Genomic DNA, 18,131 nt, shown 5'->3' with positions numbered 1-18,131 from the left:
TCGCCCGCGTTCGGCGTCAAACGTCCGATCAATGACCCGCGCCGATGACGCCGCCGACCGCCGCACCGGCGATCGTGCCGATCGGACCGCCCGTCAGGACGTAGCCGATGGCGCCGCCGGCCGTCGCACCGATAGCGGCATGCTTTTGCGAGCGCGTCATCGAGGAACAGGCGGTGAGGCTCGTCAGAACGAGTACGGCGACGGAAAGCTTGGCGAGCGACGAGATTTTCATGGCGATGCGTGCGGACAAAAGAAACCGGGCGGCCGAAGCGACGGTGGGGACTTCGGCACGCTATACGGGTCGCATCGTAAAAGAGCCGCGCCTGCGCGGGCAAAGCGTTTTACCTCCTGTTACAGCGCGCAACAAATGCCTTGCGCGTCCCTTCCCGAGGGGTCTCGGGCCAGGGGGGCCGTCCTTTAGGTAGAATGATCGGATTACCGCGGGCGCGCCCCGTGTACTTTCCGCCGATTTCCGACTTTCGCATGAACAACGATCGCAACGACGCTGCGGCGGCTTCGCCGTCCAATTTCATCCGCAACATCATCGATGAGGACAACCGTACGGGCAAATGGAGCGGCCGTGTCGAAACGCGCTTCCCTCCCGAGCCGAACGGGTATCTGCATATCGGCCATGCCAAGAGTATTTGCCTGAACTTCGGCGTCGCGGGCGACTACGGCGGCGTATGCCACTTGCGCTTCGACGACACGAACCCGGAAAAGGAAAGCATGGAGTACGCCGATTCGATCGTCGACGCCGTGCGCTGGCTCGGTTTCGATTGGGAGAAGGACGGCAAGTCGCACCAGTACTTCGCAAGCGACTACTACGGCAAGCTCTACGAGTACGCGGAGCTTCTGATTCAGCGCGGCAAGGCTTACGTCGATAGCCAAAGCGCGGACGATATGCGCACGAACCGCGGATCGCTGACGGAGCCGGGCAAGAACTCGCCGTTCCGCGATCGCACGCCGGAAGAGAACCTCGAACTGTTCCGCCGCATGAAGGCGGGCGAGTTCAAGGAAGGCGAGCACGTCCTGCGCGCGAAGATCGATATGGCTTCGCCCAACATGACGATGCGCGACCCGGTCCTCTACCGCATCCGTTTCGCGCACCACTACCGTACGGGCGACGCCTGGTGCGTCTATCCGATGTACGACTACGCGCACTGTATCTCGGACGCGATCGAGAACATCACGCATTCGCTGTGCACGCTCGAATTCGAGGATCATCGTCCGCTCTACGACTGGGTGCTGAACGAATTGGCCGAAGCCGGCGTCTTCACGCGCCCGCTGCCGCAGCAAATCGAATTTTCGCGGCTCAATTTGACCTACGCGATCACGAGCAAGCGCAAGCTGCTGCAACTCGTGACCGAAGGCCATGTGCAAGGCTGGGACGATCCGCGCATGCCGACGATCGTCGGCGTACGCCGCCGCGGCTTCACGCCCGAGGGGATTCGGCTGTTTTGCGAGCGTATCGGCGTGACGAAGGTCGACTCGTGGATCGACATGAGCGTGTTCGAAGGCGCGCTGCGCGACGATCTCGACGATAAGGCGCCGCGCACGGTGGCCGTGCTCGATCCGCTCAAGCTCGTCATCGACAACTTCCCGGCCGAGCTGGCCGAGCCGTGCACGGCCCCCGTGCACCCGCACCACCCCGAGCGCGGTCAACGCAGTTTTCCGATCACGCGCGAATTGTGGATCGAGCGCGAAGACTTCATGGAAGTGCCGCCCAAGGGATATTTCCGCCTGTTCCCCGGCAACAAGGTGCGCCTGCGCTACGGGTACGTGATCGAATGCACGGGTGCCGAGAAGGATGAAAACGGCAACATCCTGGCCGTCCACTGCAACTACTTCCCCGACAGCAAATCGGGCACCGACGGCGCGAACAACTACAAGGTGAAGGGCAACATCCACTGGGTGAGCGCCCAGCATGCGGTGCCGGCCGAAGTCCGCTTGTACGATCGGCTGTTCAAGGAAGCGCAGCCCGATGCGGGCGGCCGCAATTTCCTCGAAGCCCTCAATCCCGATTCGAAGCGCGTCGTGCAGGCGTACCTGGAACCGGGCGCCGAGGCCTTGCAGCCTGAAGAGCGCTGCCAGTTCGAGCGCCACGGATACTTCGTCGCCGATCGCTACGATTCGAAGCCGGGCCAGCCTGTCTTCAACCGTATCGTCGGGCTGCGCGATAGCTGGGGTAAGTAAACGGCAAACGGCGCGGCTCCCGCCGCGCCGCGTCCAGCCGCGTCAAATCTTTCGGTCCAGTTCGGCCAAAGGCAGCGTCGTATCGAAGAGCCGAGCCAGGCTGCGGCTCGCGTAGCGCCCGACGTCCGCGGGCGCAACCCACAGAAACCCATCCATTTCGGGGATGGGCGTACCGTCCCGGCGGCTCGGAAACATCGAGGTGCACTTGCAGCACTCAATATCGACTTCGCCGTCCTCCACGCGCGCCGCAAACAGGTGCAAATCCTTGTCGTGGCGATACGCGAATCGGCCCAGATCGGTCAGCCGCTCGGGCGCGAGCACGATGCCCGTCTCTTCGCGCAATTCGCGTAACGCGGCGTCGATCGGCGCCTCGCCGGGGTCTCCCTGCCCCTTGGGAATGTCCCAATGCGAGGTATCGGTTGCATGTGCCAGGAAAACGTAGCCGCGGCGATCGAGCAGCACGACGCCGCAAGAAACGGTTCGTACATTCATCGGCTGGCCTTCAAGCAAATGACGCGCGCCGGGTGCCGGCGCTCGGACGGATCGGATCTCACATCGCTCCCACGCGGTTCCATGCGCTCGTCATGATATACGCGAGCGAGCCTTGCGTGCGAACGTGAGATCATCGTCCGGCGCCGCTCCGGGTCACGGTACGTATAGCTCGGCCGTATCCCAGTATCGTTGCGCCGATACGTTGTCCCAGCCGCCGATGACGAGCACCGTTCCGTCCGCGAGCGTCGTCGCCCCGCCGCCGATACGAATCGAGTTCATCGGGCGGATGGGCGCCCCGCTCGAAGCGGCCGGGTCGGCTGGATCGAACGTGTAGATCTCCGCGGTATCGGTCCCCACCAAGCCGGAATCCACGCCGCCGCCGGCAATCAGCACGCTGTTGCCGTTCAACGGCGTCAACATCATATTCGTGCGCGGCGTCGCGAGCCCGGGCACGCTCGTCCATGTCTGCGCGGTGGCGTCATAGAGGTCGACCGTGTCGACCGGCCTACGGCTCGTCCCCATGCCGCCGAACACGAGGGCAGTGGTGGGCGACGCGAGCCACGACGCGTATTGCGACCGCGCACCGTTCGACATGTTTTCGACACTCCATCCGTCCCACGGCTCGGCGAGCGTCTGAGCGACAGACGTCGCGCCCGTGCCGCGGTCCGTCTTGGCAGTGCCGGCCGGCAGCACGATGCGCGCGCCGTCTTGCATCGGCAGCGCTTGCGCGAACATGACGCCCTGACCAAGCGCGGGTCCCTGACTCCAGCTTCCATTGGCGCCGCTGAGCGGAGCGTAGATATCGGTCGCATTGGTGATCATGAGCGGACCGGACGGCGAGACGTCCCCCCCCGTCACGACGACGTTGCCGTCGCTTCTCACCGCGATCGCTCCGTCCACGTGCGCGCTGTTCATCGGCGGAGCAGGCTGCCATGCCGCGCTCGGATCGGCGGCGTTCGGATCGAAGAGTTCGGCCGACGTCAATGGACCCTCCACCCCGCGTCCGCCCGCGACGAGCACTTTTCCATTCGGCAGCAACGTGGCGAGCGGATAGAAGCGCCCCACGCTCATCCGGCCTGCCGGCGCGAAACGGCCCGTATTCGGATCGTAGAGATCGGCGCTGTCGAGCGCCGCCTGGCCCGACGCCCTTCCCCCGGTGACGAGCACGCGGCCGTCCGGAAGCACGACTTGCGCGAAGGCATAGCGCGGCGTCGACATCGTACCCGGCACGGCCGTCCAAGTGCCGGGCTCGACCACGCGCAACGTCACCTGCGTGCTAGCCTTGCCGCCGGGTCCGACCGCCTCGATCGTATAGGTGCGGTCGGTGGCGGTGGTCTCGAGCGGGGTGCCGGAAATGTCACCCGTGGCGGGATCCACGGCGAGGCCGGCCGGTAGCGGCTGGGTCGACGCATAGGTCTGCACCGCCCCGCCGTCGTGATATGCGGTGTTGACGAAGATGGGACGCCCCTTCGCATAGACGGCCCAACTGTGCTGATAGCGCAATCCGGTCGGCGCCGCGGGCGTGGGCGGCTCAGGCAGCGGCGGCACGATTTCACCTTGGACGGCGATCGTCAGATGCTCGACGGCCACCTGCCCATCGCTTTGCGAACCATTCGGCAGTCCGAAGCCCGTCACGGTGTAATCGCGTGCATCGCTAGCCTCGAGCGGCGTACCGCTGATCGTGCCTTGATCCTCGGAAAAGCTCAGGCCCGCCGGCAACGCCGGGGCAATCGAATAGCGAACGACGACGCCCGTCGGATGCGGCCGATTCTCGGCGATCGACTGCCGCACCTCGTAGACGGACGAAGCTTGCGTGTAATTCAACGCGATCGGCGGCACCGGCTTGTCCGCCACGGTGATGCGCAAGACGGCCTGTACCGAGCCATCCGGGCCCACGCCGGTCACGACGTAATCCGTCGCGGCGCTGCTTGCTTGCGGCGTGCCGCTCACGACGCCTGTCCCGGCATCGAGCGACAATCCCGCGGGCAACGCCGGTGAGACCGAGTAGCGCTCGATCGCGCCCCCCGAGTGATGCGGCTCGTTGAAGGGAATCGGCTCACCGGTTACGTAAGTAGGCGTGCTGTCGCCGTACTGGAGATCGAACGGCGGCATCGCCCCTTCCCACGCCGCACCCGCCGCGCCGGCGCCTGCTCCGCCTCCGCCATGGCAAGCGGTCAAAAACGTACCGCTTAGCATTACTAAAAGAATAATCAACCGTCGAAACATGACCTCGCCCTCAGTTGCCGCGCTGGACGCGCAAACGCCATCGCCGCCACGGCCATCGCTAACGACTCGTATGGTCGATCAAGGGCCAGTCCTGTCGCGAGCCGAAAATTCTGCAATTTTGAGATGCAGGGGCACGTCCGTTGCGGCCGCCCCTATCATTGGGTCTGCCCATCCTTGCCGGCGCGAGCGGCATCGAAGCGCAACGCGACCCAATCGGCGGCCTCGTTCGGCACGGTCGTCACGATGGGTGCGGAAAAATGCTTTGAATAGAATGATGGGGTGGAAACGTGCTTCGATGGGCTGACCGCATATTGGGCGACGAACTGGCCCGGCTGGCCCGTGGGTCCCGCGCCGAAGCCGGTCAAATCGTCTTCATTCAAGACAAGGACGAAGCCGTCCTGTAGGTTCTCCGGCACGACATCGTGCTTGAGAGACGGAAAATCGACCTTCGGAAAACCCGTGCCTTGGTAGTACCCGGACACGAACGCGCTCAACGTCACCCGTTGCCCGGCTGCGATACCCTGATACGCCGGTATGCGGATCTGCAAGCCACCGGAAATCGTCGAATCGTCGATAACGTTGACGCCGCCCTGGACGAGCGCGGGCGGCGTCAAGGTCCCGCCCGGCACCGGTGCCGGCACGCGCGCCGTGCCTTCGACGTTGAAATACACCAAGCGCGAGTCTTCGCCGTTGCCGTACGAATCGCCGCGGATGCACCCTGCGGCGTTGGATGTATCACCCGACACGAAACGCCAACTCGGGATGTCGATCGGTTCGTCCTGCGACGACGAGCTTTGCCGATAGACGATCCTGGCGATGTCTTCATTGAGCCATATCGCCACTCTGCTGGCCGGCCGCGAGCTGACCGGTAAAGTGACCGGCACGGTGTCCGGATACTTGTCGAGGTTGAGCACATTGCCGTCTAGCGGCAGCCCCAAGGTACCGTCGGTGCCCAAGCCCAAATCGACGGCCGTAAACACCACCTGATTCTGAAACTCCGTCGAATTGAGCGCCGGCGCGAACGTCATGATCGTCGGTTTCGCGTTGCCGAAGAGAATCGTCGCCTGACCGCGATCGTTGGTGAATGCGGGATAGCCCATTTCATAGGCCGGCGTCGACACCCAGTCGAGCGGCTTCAGCCCGCCCGTCGGTGTGAGTTCGCGCGCGAGCGTCGCCGCGTTCGGCTCCATCCGCCAGGCGAACCGCAGGCCTCTGACCGGCCGGCTTTGCTCGTCCAAAACGGTCGTGGTCGAGATAATCAGTTGATCGTTGGTCAACGCGCCCGTCTGCAGCAGAGGGTGGGCGAATTTCTGCACGAAACTCGAAAAGACGCGCGGCCTCACGCAGGCGTAGAGCGCCGAAGCGTGGTACCGGACCGGGCTCGGATCGTCCGCGCCCAGCCGTTCCCACCACGCCGAGACCGTCAGCAAATCGGGTAACGCCGGAGACGCCCCGACCCGAATGCGTTTGACCGCTACGCCGTCGTTATCCGTGTAAGTCGTTGCGTTCGACTCGAGCCGAACCGACGGATACTCGTCGGGCACCGCCCATCGAATCGGTTGATTGCGCAACGGCACACCGTCGGGCGACACCAGGCGAACCTTCACGGGGTTATAGCCAATGTCCAACAGCAACGGCGTGAAAGGCAAGCGCTCGACGAACGTCAGCCCTTGCAGTGACGGTGGGCCGCCCCGCGATAGCGGAAACCACGGCGAACCGGTCAGCATCGTGTCGCCCCGAAACGGCGTGACGGCCACCGAATAGTCGAACCCATCCGCGAGCATATAAGGGAAGCCGGCCAAGCGGCTCATGCCGTCCTCGACGAAGAACGAGTCCATCGTTCTGTCGCCCACGCGCACGCCTTGCACCGAAAGGACGAAGCCGGTTGCGCGATCGTCGTCGGGCGTCGTCCATTGCACCGTGATAAATCCGCGCGCATCGTAATGGGCCTGCACCACCCGGCTCGTGATCGGATCACTCATTGCGCCTCCCTCGCGCTTTGCGGCAACCGCACCGGGGGATGATCGCCGGCCCGCCAATTCTCGAAATCGACGCCCTCCAGCCCACTGGGCAGATACGCAGGCCGCCGGGTTGCGGCCTCGCGCCGCTGTTGTTCGAGTAATGCTTGCTCGTTGTTATCGCCGACGACGATGCCGTTGGCATAGAACAGTGCGTCTTCGGGACGCGTGAGTTGCCCCCCATCCAGGCGTTCGAGCGTCAAGTTGTAGACCGGGTACGTGTTGCCCGATACATGCTCGACCGTGAACGGCTGCGGACTCGGCGGCCCCGCCTGCGTTTTCCTCAACACACGCAACCGGCCTCCGGCGTTCGTCTGCGGCAGGTCCCGCGCCTCGACGATTCGCAGCGGCGGCCCGGACGTCGATCCACCCGTATCGAGCGCTATGGGATGCGCCTCGGTGGCATAAAGCGGCGCCTGATTGCCTTGCGACGTCGAAATCTTCACGAATCGCGCATCGATACCCGAGGTGACGCCCTGAACCTTCAGCGGTCCCAGCGGGCCTGCCACGGTCTCGCCGATCCTCACCCGCTCGATCGGCTCGAGCGTACCGTCCGCCATCGAAATCTGCGTGCCGCCGCGCAAGCAGCCCAGTTGGAAGACCAGTTGAGGCACCTTGACCTGTTGCAAGTTGCTGACCGGCAGTTGACTCAAGAACGCCGCATATACCTTATAGGTCGGTGTGCCCGCGCGATCGAGCGTCGTCGCGTGAATTTTCAATAGAAAGTCCCACAGCGAATTATTGGCGACTTGCTGCCAGCAGATGTTGCCGAAGTCGGCCGGATCGCCGGTGGCACCGGGGCGGCTCGGCGGCGGCCAACTAAACGTGAGCGTCTTCCGATCCGCGCTGACGGACAAATGCGCGAGCAGCGTCTTGCCCTCGATCGGGATGACCGGACAAGCTCCGCCCGTCGCGGGCGGGATAACCGTCAGTTCGCCGTATAGATTCGGCTGCGGGGCATCGCTCGTATCGAACGGCGCCAGACGATCGTTGTAGACGACATCGCCGACGACATACACCTGAACGTGCGCGTCGTTGTTATGAACGCCGGGCATCATCGGCCCGTAGTCGCATGCATTCGGATACTCGACCGTTTTGTTGGCGCGATTGATGCATATGATGATCGGCCGATTGGGGTCGTTGCCGTACTGCACGCTGGGATGTTCGAGCGCGAGCGACTTCGGCACTTCATGCACCGGGCCGCTCAGCAAAACGAGGCAAGGTGAATGGGTCTGTCCGGCCGTGCGATACGAGAACGTGCCGAAGACGTTGATCGGGCCGCCCGTGGGATTGTTTCCGGGCCTCTTTTCGGTCTGAAAGATTTGCAGATGCGGATCGAGGCATTTGCCGCCGGTACAGCCGGCCGTCGCTTTCGTGAATCCCTCGTCGGTGGCGCTCGACAGCACGTTCTCCCACTTCTCGTCGTAGACGTCGACGATGTCGAGCACGTAGGTAGCCGGGTCGACGACGGTATCGAGCGCCCTCGCGCTGACGGTCTTGAAATCGGGGGACGCGTCGATATCGAGGATGTCGCGAAAATCGCTCATCCGCATGCCGTCGGCTGCCTGAACGGGCAACCGGCAGTCGCTGACGCGCACCGGCGAGGCGTGCGCCGCGTCGCGTCCTTGCCTTTCGATGACCTTGTCGAATTCGGCGAACAGGTGAGGCCGTTTCTCGCGCGTGATGCCATGCAGGCGCAGCAACGCATAATAGGCCTGCCGCTGCGTGGGATCGGCCAAGTCGATAGCCGCGCGTCCCGTGGGTCCAACGCTTGCCCGCAATTGTTCGAAAGCGATGCGCTCTTGTGCCGTCATCGGCGCGGTGACGGATTCGGACGGCCGCGCCGCGGAAGCCGCCCCGCCCCCGTTTTGCGCGTGCGCCCATTGATACGCGAATAGAACGAATACCATCCAAATCAAGACCGCCGGTCTGCGAAACATCGCGCCTCCACAGGAGGGTCAATCGAAACTCGGCGAAGCGGCGACTACGTCCGCAGCGCCGACGCCGTGCGTCAAATCGAGGTCACGAGCGGCCAGCCCGACTGAATGTATTGGGAGTACTGGCGCAGAGAAGCGAGCTCGGCTTCGTCGATGCCCTGCGCGCCCGCGCGCTCTTTCAAGCCCCGGTAGAGCACCGGATCGACGACGTAGTAGTCCATGAACAACGTACCGGCCCGCCCGCGCGCGTTATTCGAGAACCCCCATAGCGCCGACGCGTCCACTTCGATCGCCACGATGCCGGGCTCCGTCGTGAATGTCGCGGTGGTCAGCGTCTGTTTATCGATATCGATCGAATTCACCGACTCGTAGCCGTTCGCGTACAACGAAAGATAGCCGCGCCAACCGGCAGGGATCTTGGAATTCGACAAATCGATTACGACGGTAAGCGAATTTCCCCAAATAGCGGAAAGATTAACGGTCGTCAGACGCGGCAGCGTCGGCGCAGGCGCCTTTCTGTCCGTGATATTTGGATCAGGCATATTGGAAATGCGATTCTTATTCTTTATCGCAAACTGATTGGCCACGCTAAGGATTTCATTCGCGAATGACGATTGCGATTCGACGAGGTAACTGAGCTGCGCCTGGTCGCCGGGAGGCGTACCGTCGATCGTGTTTTCCTTAAAGGCGATCTTCGGCAACTCATACCCTACGGTCACGAGGTCGTACATCGTCAATTCGTACGGGCTCACCGGCCTGCCATTGACCAGCACGACGACGGCGGCGGCCGGCGCAACGCCATTCGGAATCGAGCCCAGCTCGACGTGAGTGGTGGCCGCGCCGGCCAAGTCCAACGTGGAGCCGAACGTCGTTCGCAACGGGGGAAGGTCGCCGATATAGACGTACGGATCGACCGTCACCAGTTTGAACCTGCGCTCCAGGCCAGAATCCGGGACTGTCAACGACAATGGAAATACGCCGATGCTTTTACTGGCAATCCTACCGTCCACCGTACCGATTTGCCGCGTCTCGTCCGGGGCCAGAGGGCTCGTCACATACTCGGCGAACGTCATCGGTTCGCCATGCTGGCTCGATTGCGTGATGTCGGTGCCATCGGCCGCGAAAAACGATACGTTCCCTCGATTGGACCTGACCCGTACCGTCACGCCACCAACGAGGGCCGGCACGCCGCTCCAGCTCGAATACGTGAGCTCGACGCTGCCGTTCCCGTCGATGCGGCCGCCGCGGATTGCGAAATCGTCGTCCGATACGACCGTCGGCAAACCGGCGGCTCGAACCCCGAACACATAGTTCACCGCGGCGGCTTCGACGACGACGTTGCGTTCGTCGATGACGTTCAACCGGACCGCCACGTCCGGGCGAGGATCGACGGGACCATCTTGATATATCAGCGAGAACCGCCCGCGCCCATCATGATCCAGCGCCACGGTGGCGGAATCGCCGTTGTCGATGCGCAGTTTTGGATCACGGTTTTGCGGCACGATAAACACCGTGGAATCCTTGAACTGCGGGATCAATACTTGACAAATATATTCTCGCCTGACTTGTAGAAAACTCCCTTCCGGTGGATCGAATTGAGGGGCCTGATCGTCCGATTCCGAAATATTGGAACTCATTCAAATCCCCTTTGAAAGTAAGATAAAACCAAATTTAAAATCAGCGATGCGCCATTGAATCGACCCAAAAAATACTAATCGGACTATTTCTACGATTCAAGCCATTACGGACCACCGCAATGCAATCGCCCGCGGGCCCGGAGTTCAAGTCCCGCGTATTGGGATAATGTCCATGCCCGGATTTGTGCCGGCACCGGGCGCCTCTAGGTTGCGCAGTGCATCCTCCAGCGCAGCGCGCAACGCATGCAAAGACGCGTTCGCCGGCTCGCCTTGCTCGATCGCACGCTCGACGCCAGTGGCCGCGCCCGCCACGTGCGCGAGCCCGAACCAGGCCGCGGTGCCCGAGATAGCGTGTGCCAGTTCGCGTATCTCGTCGCGATCGGCTTCCGCGGGCAAGTCGCCCAACGCTGCAAGGTCGGCCCTTAACGTACCGCGCAGCGCGGGCCACAGTTCATTCCACTGCTCGGATGAAGCCGCCGCTGGAGTGGATGGAGCGAGGCCGTACCGGGCCAACACTCCGCGCAATTGAGCCAAGGACAGCGGTTTGACGCACAGTTCGTCGGCGCCGGCTTGCATGCAAGCGAGATGCTGCTGCGCGGTCGCATCGGCAGTCAATACGACAATCGCGGTCCGATGCGCGCGTCCGTTTTCGCGTCGGCGAATGCGCGCGATCAGCTCGGCACCGTCCAGAACGGGCATCGCGCAATCGGTGACGATCAGCGCGTAGTCGTTGCGCTCACAGGCGGCGAGCGCCTCAGCCCCATTAGCGGCGAGGTCGCAATCGAACACGCGCAGCCTCGCGAATTGGCGTTTCAGTACTTCCCGATTGATCGGCCTGTCCTCGACGATCAGAATACGTGGGCCGCTATGCGTATCGGTGGAGCCCCGATCGGACCGCGCTTCCGGCATTGCCGGTGGCGACGCGAGCGCGCCCGACGCTTCGCGATGAACGGGCAGGCCCAGCGCCACGGTGACGGTCGTGCCGCGTCCCAGTTCGCTCTCGAGCGTAATCGTGCCTCCCATCCGCTCCACCAAGCGCTTGCTGATCGCGAGGCCGAGGCCTGTTCCGCCATAGGCGCCCCCGCGCGCTGTTCGCGCTTGAGCAAACGGAGCGAATAGTCGAGCCTGATCGTCGGCGCCGATGCCGATGCCCGTATCGATCACGCGGAACGACAGCGTCTGCCTGTCATCCGACTCGCCGAGGACATCGACGAATAACGACACCCCGCCGCGCTCGGTAAACTTCGCTGCGTTGCCGAGCAGATTGAGCAGCACCTGTCCGAGCCGCCGCGCGTCCCCTAGGTGCTCGGATGCAACGGCGGACGACACCACGAATCGAATCGTCAAGCCCTTGCGCTCGATCTGCGGCGCGACGAGGCCGACCGCGTTCCGCACGAGCGCGTCGATACTCATTGGCGCCGTTTCAAGCGAAAGGTCGCCGTTCTCGCTTTTTGCGAAATCGAGGATGTCGTTGAGAATCGACAGCAACGACGCTCCGGCATCGCCGGCCATGGCGACGAGTTCGCGGTCGTCGGACTGCAAGCCGTCATGATCGAGCAGTTGCAAGATGCTGACGATCCCGCTCATCGGCAGGCGAATTTCGTGGCTAACCGTTGCGATCAACAACTCCCGTGAGCGCGCTTGCTCTTCCGCTTCGCGCTTGGCCGCTATCAAGGCCTCGTGCGCCTGCCTGGCTTGCGTGATGTCGTGCAAGTAGCCGCTCCATTCCGTTGCGCCGTCATCGCGCCATCGCGGCACCGCTTCGACACGAAACCACGCTTGCGCGGCATCATGCGTTCGCAGCGTGAATTCGGCCTGCACGGGCGAGTTCGATCGCGCCGAACTCAGAAACGAGCGCATCAGCCGACGCAGGGATACCGGCTCGAGCGACCGCACGAAAATATCGAACAGGTCCGCCGTCGCCACGTCGCCGCGCACGCCGACGAGTTCGTCCGCGCGCCGATTGGCGAATACGAGTTCGAAGCCCGGTTGCCGCTTGCGTACGAAACTCAACTGAAAGACGACCGAGGGCAAGGCCTCGGTAAGCGCGACCAGACGCCGTCTCAGCTCACGTTCGCGCCGCTCCGTTCGCCGCAGCTCGGAGATATCGACGAACGCGCAGAGCACGCCGTGGCGATCGTCGCCAATCATGCAAGGCCGCGCCCAATAGACGGCGTCATGAATCTGCGCATCGGGGCCTCGATAACGGAGTTCGCCGCGTGCCGGCTGTCCGGTGACGATGACGGCGCGCGTGCTCGCCGCCAGTGACTCGGCATCGCTTGGCGTCGCGCCATCCAACGGCGGCCGCTTCATGCCGATCAGTTCCTGAGCGCGCATGCCGACAGCTTGCTCGTAGGCCGGATTGACTGCGACGATGCGTTCCTGGGCATCATGCACGGACACCGGTATCGGCACCGTATCCATGAGAAGCGTCTTGAAGCGTGTCTCGGCAACTAGCTCTCTTTGCGTTCTGCGCCGCTCGCGCACCTCCTCGCGCAAACGAGCGAGATTGAATCCGAGCACGGCCAAAAAGAGGAGGGTCACCGTGCCGGCGGGCGCGAGGATCAGCCATAGCGTGCGCGGCGCCACACCGAAGGTGAAGCGCGTGGAAAGCCAGGTGTTTTGGATGTACTCGCGCTCGGTCTCCGGCACGGCCTTGAGCACGCGGTCGATCAGCGGCAATAGCGGAGCGAATCTTGGGGACACGCCGAACGACAGCTCCTGGATCCGGTCGGCCGGTGCCGCGACGCGCAAAAGCCCCGCGTAGCGCTCCCGAACGATTCGGTCGACGACGCCCAGATTGCCGATATAGGCGAATGCGCGCCCTTGGGCGACTGCTTTTAGACCGTCCTCGGCGGAACTCACCGTTACCACGCGCAACGCCGGCAGCGCCCCGAACCGTATGCGAGCCATTTCGACGTCGCCGACAAGAGCGACCTCCGCCCCCTCGAGATCGTCCAGGCCGGCAATGAACGGCGCGGTCTCGCGCGTGACGATCACGAGCGGATATCGTACATAGGACATGGACAAGCCGAAGCCGGGAGCCAGTCCGTCGAAAGCGGAGGCCGCGATCACGATGTCAATCCTACCCGCGTTGGCCAGCCGTACCGTTTCGGCCCACGAGTGCGTCGGTACGAGATCGACACGCAGGTGCAGCGTGTCGCGGAGAAAATCGAGGTAGTCGGCCGAGATACCGTCGATATGGCCTTGCGCATCGACGAACGCCATCGGCGACCACAGTGGGTCGACGCCGACCCGCAATACAGGTAGCGACTGCAGGTAGGCTCTTTCCGTTTGGGAGAGCGCAATGCGCGAGCGCCACGACACGCTAGCTGGTCTGACGCCGGCAGGTGGCCGCGTGCAGGCGCCGAGCGCGAGCAAAACCGCCACAACCAGCGCGAACCCACGCCCGATGCAAGCCGCGCTCGGACGTGCGCTGGCTTTCACGGCGAACAACGATCGATGACTTGCCAGTACTCGATCAATTCCTGGCTACTCGAGAGCCCGAGCTTGTGTTGCGCCCGCATCTTATGCGCGCTGACCGTTTTGACGCTTCGATTGAGCCGCCGAGCGATCTGCCCGGCCGTCAACTTTTCATGAGCGAACAGCCGGACGACATCGAGTTCGGCCGCGGTTAAGGTTGCCTCCTTCCCGATACGCGTGCCGACGAGGCTCATGTTCGCCAGCAGCGCTTCCACGCCGGGGCTCACATAAGGCCGCCCTTGCGCCACTGCGACGAGAGCACTGTGCAATTCGTTGATTCCGCCCGCCTTCTCGACGATCGCACCGATGTTCTTGGTGAGCAGCTTGTTCAAAATGGCGGCATTGCGCATCGCCGTGACAACGACGATAGGTATCCCGGGGCGCATGCGCTTGAGCCGGTCGATCAGCGGAATGCCGTCGCGCGTGAACGTGCCCGGCATCGACAAATCGGTAACGATGACGTCGAATTCCCGCTCTTTGATGAGCGAAATAAGTTCGTCGGAATTCGCCGCTTCCGCGACGACTTGGGCAATATGGCCCGCCTCGATGGCTAAACGTATCCCGTGACGGACAATCCCGTGGTCTTCCGCCAATATGATCTGCAGTGGTGTGTTCACGACGCTTCCATCATCTATCGTCCACCGTGACCTGCAATATCCCGCGCACTCGCCGATTCACGCAGACCGCTTAGAGACATACTTGCGGCAGCGCATTTCCTGCAAGCATCGAAAAATTGTAGTCACGCCAGACCAAGATGGAATTGTAGGGACGCGGTCCAGTCTCGCTCGTCAGAAAATTCTCGAATATTGAAACACACGCGGAATCGAGCCGATCCGGGTGTCGCAATTTCGAGCGCCATCGTTCAATTGGGTGCACCCGCGCTGGCGGCAGCGCTCAACGATGCAAACAGCGCGTCGAAATCGAGCGCCCAATGTCCATTCTCGGTGAGTAGCCGGCATTGCCCCGGCGACAACGCTGCGTCGATTTGAATCGGCCAAGGACAATGGAGCCCCGCCGTACGGCGAGTCGAGTCGTCCTCTTCACACAGGCACAAGCGGGCCGCGGACATGGGCCCCGCCATCTTATTCAATTGCTCGCAGACGACGCGCAGCCGTTGCGCCGCCGGAATCTCGGCGCCGATGTTCGCTAGTACACTCGCCAGTACCTGATCGAGCGTCGCCTCGAGTTCGGAGGTCAACGCGCGCCTTGCAGCCTCGTAGGCTTCTTCGAGCGCGGCCGCGCGCATCGCGAACGCACGGTCCGCCTCTTGGTCGCGCGCACGTCGCTTCTCGGCCGAGCGAGCGCGGCGAATTTTCTCCTTTGCCAGGGCTTGCTTGACGATCGAGGACGCCGTGCGGCGGGCGCGACCTATGATCGATTCGACATCACGCAGCCTCACGGCGTCCTGCGCTCGGACGACGAGACATTCGGAGACGTTCGTTTGTCCACCTCCGAGGCCTACCCGGCGCGCAGTAAAGCTCATCGCTTAACGCTCGGTATCGATTCAGCGGCGGAGTGGCGCACGATCGCCGCGCAAATCGATAGACATCTGCCTACATCTACCCGCTCGATGACGAAGCTTGACGCGTGCGGCGCAATACTCGCCTCACGCCGTACTTGCCGGGCGTCCGGCACAGCCAGCATGGCGATACGCGAGTCCACCTCGGGCCAGTCTTGCCGCGCCATGATGCGTAATACCCGAACGCCATGCATCCCCGCCTCCGATAAGTCTTCTCGCATAACGCCCCCTGCCGAACCGATGCAATTGATCTCGCGGTATCTCAGCGCGAGCGCGAACCAATGATCCATCGGCTTGCGGTACCTGAGCGCGCCGGACAACGGGACGCGAAGCAACGCGATGTACCCCAGCGCCGCCGTTACGCCACGCAGCACGGCGGGCGATGCCTGTACGATGCTCAGCCACCTCTCATCGGCGGGTGCGCGCCATTCTTCCACCAAACCGAAGGAGGCCGCCCAGCCGCGGTAGGCGAGCCTCGCTTCGAAGCAATCGAGATCGCGCGGCGGCGCCCCATAGGTGCGGCGCCAAGCCGGCGCCGCCCAATGCCACGGCTCGGTCCAGAACCGTGGGGCGACGTCAGGGTTCGCCATCGTCCACGCCTCCATTTGAAGTGCGCGCACGCAAGCGCCGCAACGTCCGATCGGCGAAGTAGCCGATCGCGATCGAACCGGCGGCAAGCAGTATCAGTTGCCCGACGGCGCGCAGCTCCACCCGGGACGCCGTTGCGGGAGCCGGCGAATTCGGGACGGCCGCATGTTGTTCGGGCAACAGCATCACGGCGACATGCCGATCGTCTTCGGCGGCCAGCCCTGGCACCGCATGTTTGACGAGCGTCGCGATACCGGGTACGAGCGGCGACAAGTCGACGTCGCCCCGGTGCTTGACGAGCACCGAAGCCGATGCCGAGGCCAGCGGCACTCCGGGCGCTGGGCGCTCGGGCGGGACGACACTGACGCGAGCGGCGACCACGCCGTCGATCTCCATGAGCGTCGATTCGAGCTCGCGTTCGATGGCGCGCATATGGCGAGCGCGTTCCTCTTGCGGCGTCGGTGCGATCCCACGCTTGCCGAGCGCCTCATCGACGGTTGGCCGAACGGACCGCAATAAACCCGCTTCGCGCAATGCACGTATCGCGAGAGGGAGATCCGAATCGGCGACGACCAGCATCACGCCCGACTTTACCGGCTTGCGATCGACGACGATCCCGTGACTGGCCAGCGCCGCCGCGATTTCGCTCGCCCGACGAACATCCGGCGCCAGTTGCAATTCAACCCTCCGTTCGCAGCCGGAAAGCATGGCGACCACGACGATCGACAGCGCGATCGCAGCGACACGACGACCTCTTGCCCTCGGTATTGACGGGCGCTTCATGCCGTCATATTCACGACGCCGACACCAATTGCCGAAGCGCGCCAGCCGTGACGCCGACCAGCTTCGCGCCCCACATGACGCTGATGTTGTAGGACGCCAGCGCGCGAGCCTGCCGATGCATCGATACGGCTAAAACTGACGGATCGACATCGGAACCCCATCCCCGAGCCAGTTGCTCGGACAGCGTTTGTGCCTCCAAGCGATGGCGGCCAACTTGATCGAGGTGCCGCGCAAGGCCGCCGAGCCCCGCGCCGGCCGCATCGAGCGGTCGTCCCGCCGAGACCGCGGACGAAGCCGCCGGAATGAGTTTCGTCAAATGGACAGCAGCCATGGCAGCGCCGAATGAGCCGCGATCGAGGACAGGCGGCGAAGCCGGCGCGCTTGCCTTCCAGGACGCGCCACCGGCCGCCAACGGTTCCAACGCCACGCCGCTCATGGGCGCAACTGCTGCGCGATACCGCGCAACGCGTTGATCAGTTCCGTCTTTGCGCGGCCATCGATGTGGGCCAACGCCGACTCGGCATCCACACGCCGCTTTTCGAGCGCGAACGCAATACCCGTTTGCGCAGTCCATTGCGCCGTTCGCTGCTGGCTCGCCGCTCGCGCGGCGAATCCCCCCAAGACCTCGTTCATCGATTTGCCTCTGGTGACGAGCGCGGCGCGTCGGCGCCGCACTCGCTCCTCTATTTAGAAACGTTAAAAATGAATGCCTTGTGCCGCCTTGATGCTGGCGTTTTGCACTTTCGCTCCGGAATCGAGATGGCCGCTTGCGATACTGTTGGCCGTGTCGGCCATCATCTTTTGGATGTTGGCCTCGGTCTGCATTTCCATCGCTTTCAACTGCGCCGCTTCCTGCCGTTTCAGGACACGCTCCATCTGATTCAAACCGACGCCGCTCGGCGAGCCCGCCGCACCCGAGGCCGCCTCGCCGGACGACCCGGAAACCGCCGAGACGACCGAGGTGGCGAGCGTTGCGAGCGCACCCACCGCGTGCATGGCGGGGACTATGGCTGCTATGGTCATGATTGCGACTCCTTTGCTGACGTTCGAACTGCCGCTCTTCCGCGCAGCGACGCGCCGCCGCCCGGAATTGCGAACTTAGTAACGGCGGCGGCTATGCGGTTCCATGCGGAGCACCTTCGCGGGCAGCCAAACCCGGCACGCGGGTGCTCGCCCCATACCGAGGGTTATGTAGTCCTATTTTTGGTTCGCCCTGAGCGAACGCGTGCCGTTGCGGGAATCATTCGGGAATCGT

The 18,131-nt window shown here is 63.4% G+C and carries 15 protein-coding genes; 1 reads left to right on the top strand and 14 read right to left on the bottom strand.

Translation table 11 applies throughout. The annotated features are described in order from the left end of the window. Positions 1–28: 28 nt before the first annotated feature. Positions 29–232 carry an ornithine carbamoyltransferase gene (locus DXT59_RS27705; RefSeq protein ID WP_116141346.1) on the bottom strand — a complete coding sequence of 68 codons (204 nt, stop codon included), beginning with the start codon at positions 230–232 and terminating at the stop codon, positions 29–31. Between the two features lie 251 nt (positions 233–483). On the opposite strand from DXT59_RS27705, the gene DXT59_RS27700 reads away from it, so the two are divergent. Then, positions 484–2,193, top strand: a complete 1,710-nt coding sequence (locus DXT59_RS27700; RefSeq protein ID WP_116141566.1) for a glutamine--tRNA ligase/YqeY domain fusion protein — start codon at positions 484–486, stop codon at positions 2,191–2,193. Positions 2,194–2,235: 42 nt separating this feature from the next. On the opposite strand, the gene DXT59_RS27695 is transcribed toward DXT59_RS27700, so the two are convergent. The 13 genes from DXT59_RS27695 to DXT59_RS30875 all read right to left on the bottom strand — a co-directional run bounded on the left by DXT59_RS27695 (position 2,236) and on the right by DXT59_RS30875 (position 17,899). Beyond that, positions 2,236–2,685 carry an NUDIX hydrolase gene (locus DXT59_RS27695; protein WP_116141344.1) on the bottom strand — a complete coding sequence of 150 codons (450 nt, stop codon included), beginning with the start codon at positions 2,683–2,685 and terminating at the stop codon, positions 2,236–2,238. A gap of 153 nt (positions 2,686–2,838) precedes the next feature. Continuing rightward, on the bottom strand, positions 2,839–4,797 hold the full coding sequence (locus tag DXT59_RS27690; protein ID WP_162878279.1) for a Kelch repeat-containing protein: 1,959 nt from the start codon (positions 4,795–4,797) through the stop codon (positions 2,839–2,841). 269 nt (positions 4,798–5,066) lie between these two features. Continuing rightward, positions 5,067–6,893, bottom strand: coding sequence for a hypothetical protein (locus DXT59_RS27685; protein ID WP_116141340.1), 1,827 nt, complete (start codon positions 6,891–6,893; stop codon positions 5,067–5,069). Then, positions 6,890–8,869, bottom strand: coding sequence for a Hint domain-containing protein (locus tag DXT59_RS27680; protein ID WP_116141338.1), 1,980 nt, complete (start codon positions 8,867–8,869; stop codon positions 6,890–6,892). The genes DXT59_RS27685 and DXT59_RS27680 overlap by 4 nt, the downstream gene beginning before the upstream one ends. A 71-nt stretch (positions 8,870–8,940) precedes the next feature. Further along, positions 8,941–10,503, bottom strand: coding sequence for a hypothetical protein (locus DXT59_RS27675; protein ID WP_116141336.1), 1,563 nt, complete (start codon positions 10,501–10,503; stop codon positions 8,941–8,943). 144 nt (positions 10,504–10,647) lie between these two features. Then, positions 10,648–13,950 (bottom strand): ATP-binding protein, encoded by a 3,303-nt coding sequence (locus tag DXT59_RS27670; protein WP_162878278.1) that lies wholly within the window; start codon positions 13,948–13,950, stop codon positions 10,648–10,650. Next, a complete protein-coding gene (locus DXT59_RS27665; RefSeq protein ID WP_116141332.1) occupies positions 13,947–14,603 on the bottom strand; it encodes a response regulator in 657 nt (218 codons plus the stop codon). The genes DXT59_RS27670 and DXT59_RS27665 overlap by 4 nt, the downstream gene beginning before the upstream one ends. 245 nt (positions 14,604–14,848) lie before the next feature. Beyond that, complete coding sequence (locus DXT59_RS27660; RefSeq protein WP_116141330.1) at positions 14,849–15,469, bottom strand: HrpE/YscL family type III secretion apparatus protein; 621 nt, start codon at positions 15,467–15,469, stop codon at positions 14,849–14,851. Further along, positions 15,466–16,095, bottom strand: coding sequence for a hypothetical protein (locus DXT59_RS27655; RefSeq protein WP_116141328.1), 630 nt, complete (start codon positions 16,093–16,095; stop codon positions 15,466–15,468). The genes DXT59_RS27660 and DXT59_RS27655 overlap by 4 nt, the downstream gene beginning before the upstream one ends. Then, the gene (locus DXT59_RS27650; protein WP_240324709.1) at positions 16,082–16,771 is read right to left on the bottom strand and encodes a hypothetical protein; all 690 of its coding nucleotides are present in this window, start codon (positions 16,769–16,771) and stop codon (positions 16,082–16,084) included. The genes DXT59_RS27655 and DXT59_RS27650 overlap by 14 nt, the downstream gene beginning before the upstream one ends. Positions 16,772–16,886: 115 nt before the next feature. Continuing rightward, the gene (locus DXT59_RS27645; RefSeq protein ID WP_162878277.1) at positions 16,887–17,312 is read right to left on the bottom strand and encodes a hypothetical protein; all 426 of its coding nucleotides are present in this window, start codon (positions 17,310–17,312) and stop codon (positions 16,887–16,889) included. Beyond that, positions 17,309–17,509 (bottom strand): hypothetical protein, encoded by a 201-nt coding sequence (locus DXT59_RS30880; RefSeq protein ID WP_162878276.1) that lies wholly within the window; start codon positions 17,507–17,509, stop codon positions 17,309–17,311. The genes DXT59_RS27645 and DXT59_RS30880 overlap by 4 nt, the downstream gene beginning before the upstream one ends. Before the next feature lie 63 nt (positions 17,510–17,572). Beyond that, positions 17,573–17,899, bottom strand: coding sequence for a type III secretion system major pilin HrpA (locus DXT59_RS30875; RefSeq protein WP_162878275.1), 327 nt, complete (start codon positions 17,897–17,899; stop codon positions 17,573–17,575). Positions 17,900–18,131: the final 232 nt, after the last annotated feature.

It is taken from the genome of Trinickia diaoshuihuensis (genome assembly GCF_003390925.1).
In the GTDB taxonomy this organism is placed as follows: domain Bacteria; phylum Pseudomonadota; class Gammaproteobacteria; order Burkholderiales; family Burkholderiaceae; genus Trinickia; species Trinickia diaoshuihuensis.
This window is presented reverse-complemented; position numbering and strand designations above follow the sequence as displayed.

Excerpts from the sequence above, each read along its gene's own strand:
- DXT59_RS27705 (WP_116141346.1), bottom strand. The coding sequence starts at position 232 with ATGAAAATCTCGTCGCTCGCCAAGCTTTCCGTCGCCGTACTCGTTCTG.
- DXT59_RS27700 (WP_116141566.1), top strand. The coding sequence starts at position 484 with ATGAACAACGATCGCAACGACGCTGCGGCGGCTTCGCCGTCCAATTTC.
- DXT59_RS27695 (WP_116141344.1), bottom strand. The coding sequence starts at position 2,685 with ATGAATGTACGAACCGTTTCTTGCGGCGTCGTGCTGCTCGATCGCCGC.
- DXT59_RS27690 (WP_162878279.1), bottom strand. The coding sequence starts at position 4,797 with ATGCCGCCGTTCGATCTCCAGTACGGCGACAGCACGCCTACTTACGTA.
- DXT59_RS27685 (WP_116141340.1), bottom strand. The coding sequence starts at position 6,893 with ATGAGTGATCCGATCACGAGCCGGGTGGTGCAGGCCCATTACGATGCG.
- DXT59_RS27680 (WP_116141338.1), bottom strand. The coding sequence starts at position 8,869 with ATGTTTCGCAGACCGGCGGTCTTGATTTGGATGGTATTCGTTCTATTC.
- DXT59_RS27675 (WP_116141336.1), bottom strand. The coding sequence starts at position 10,503 with ATGAGTTCCAATATTTCGGAATCGGACGATCAGGCCCCTCAATTCGAT.
- DXT59_RS27660 (WP_116141330.1), bottom strand. The coding sequence starts at position 15,469 with ATGAGCTTTACTGCGCGCCGGGTAGGCCTCGGAGGTGGACAAACGAAC.
- DXT59_RS27655 (WP_116141328.1), bottom strand. The coding sequence starts at position 16,095 with ATGGCGAACCCTGACGTCGCCCCACGGTTCTGGACCGAGCCGTGGCAT.
- DXT59_RS27645 (WP_162878277.1), bottom strand. The coding sequence starts at position 17,312 with ATGAGCGGCGTGGCGTTGGAACCGTTGGCGGCCGGTGGCGCGTCCTGG.
- DXT59_RS30880 (WP_162878276.1), bottom strand. The coding sequence starts at position 17,509 with ATGAACGAGGTCTTGGGGGGATTCGCCGCGCGAGCGGCGAGCCAGCAG.
- DXT59_RS30875 (WP_162878275.1), bottom strand. The coding sequence starts at position 17,899 with ATGACCATAGCAGCCATAGTCCCCGCCATGCACGCGGTGGGTGCGCTC.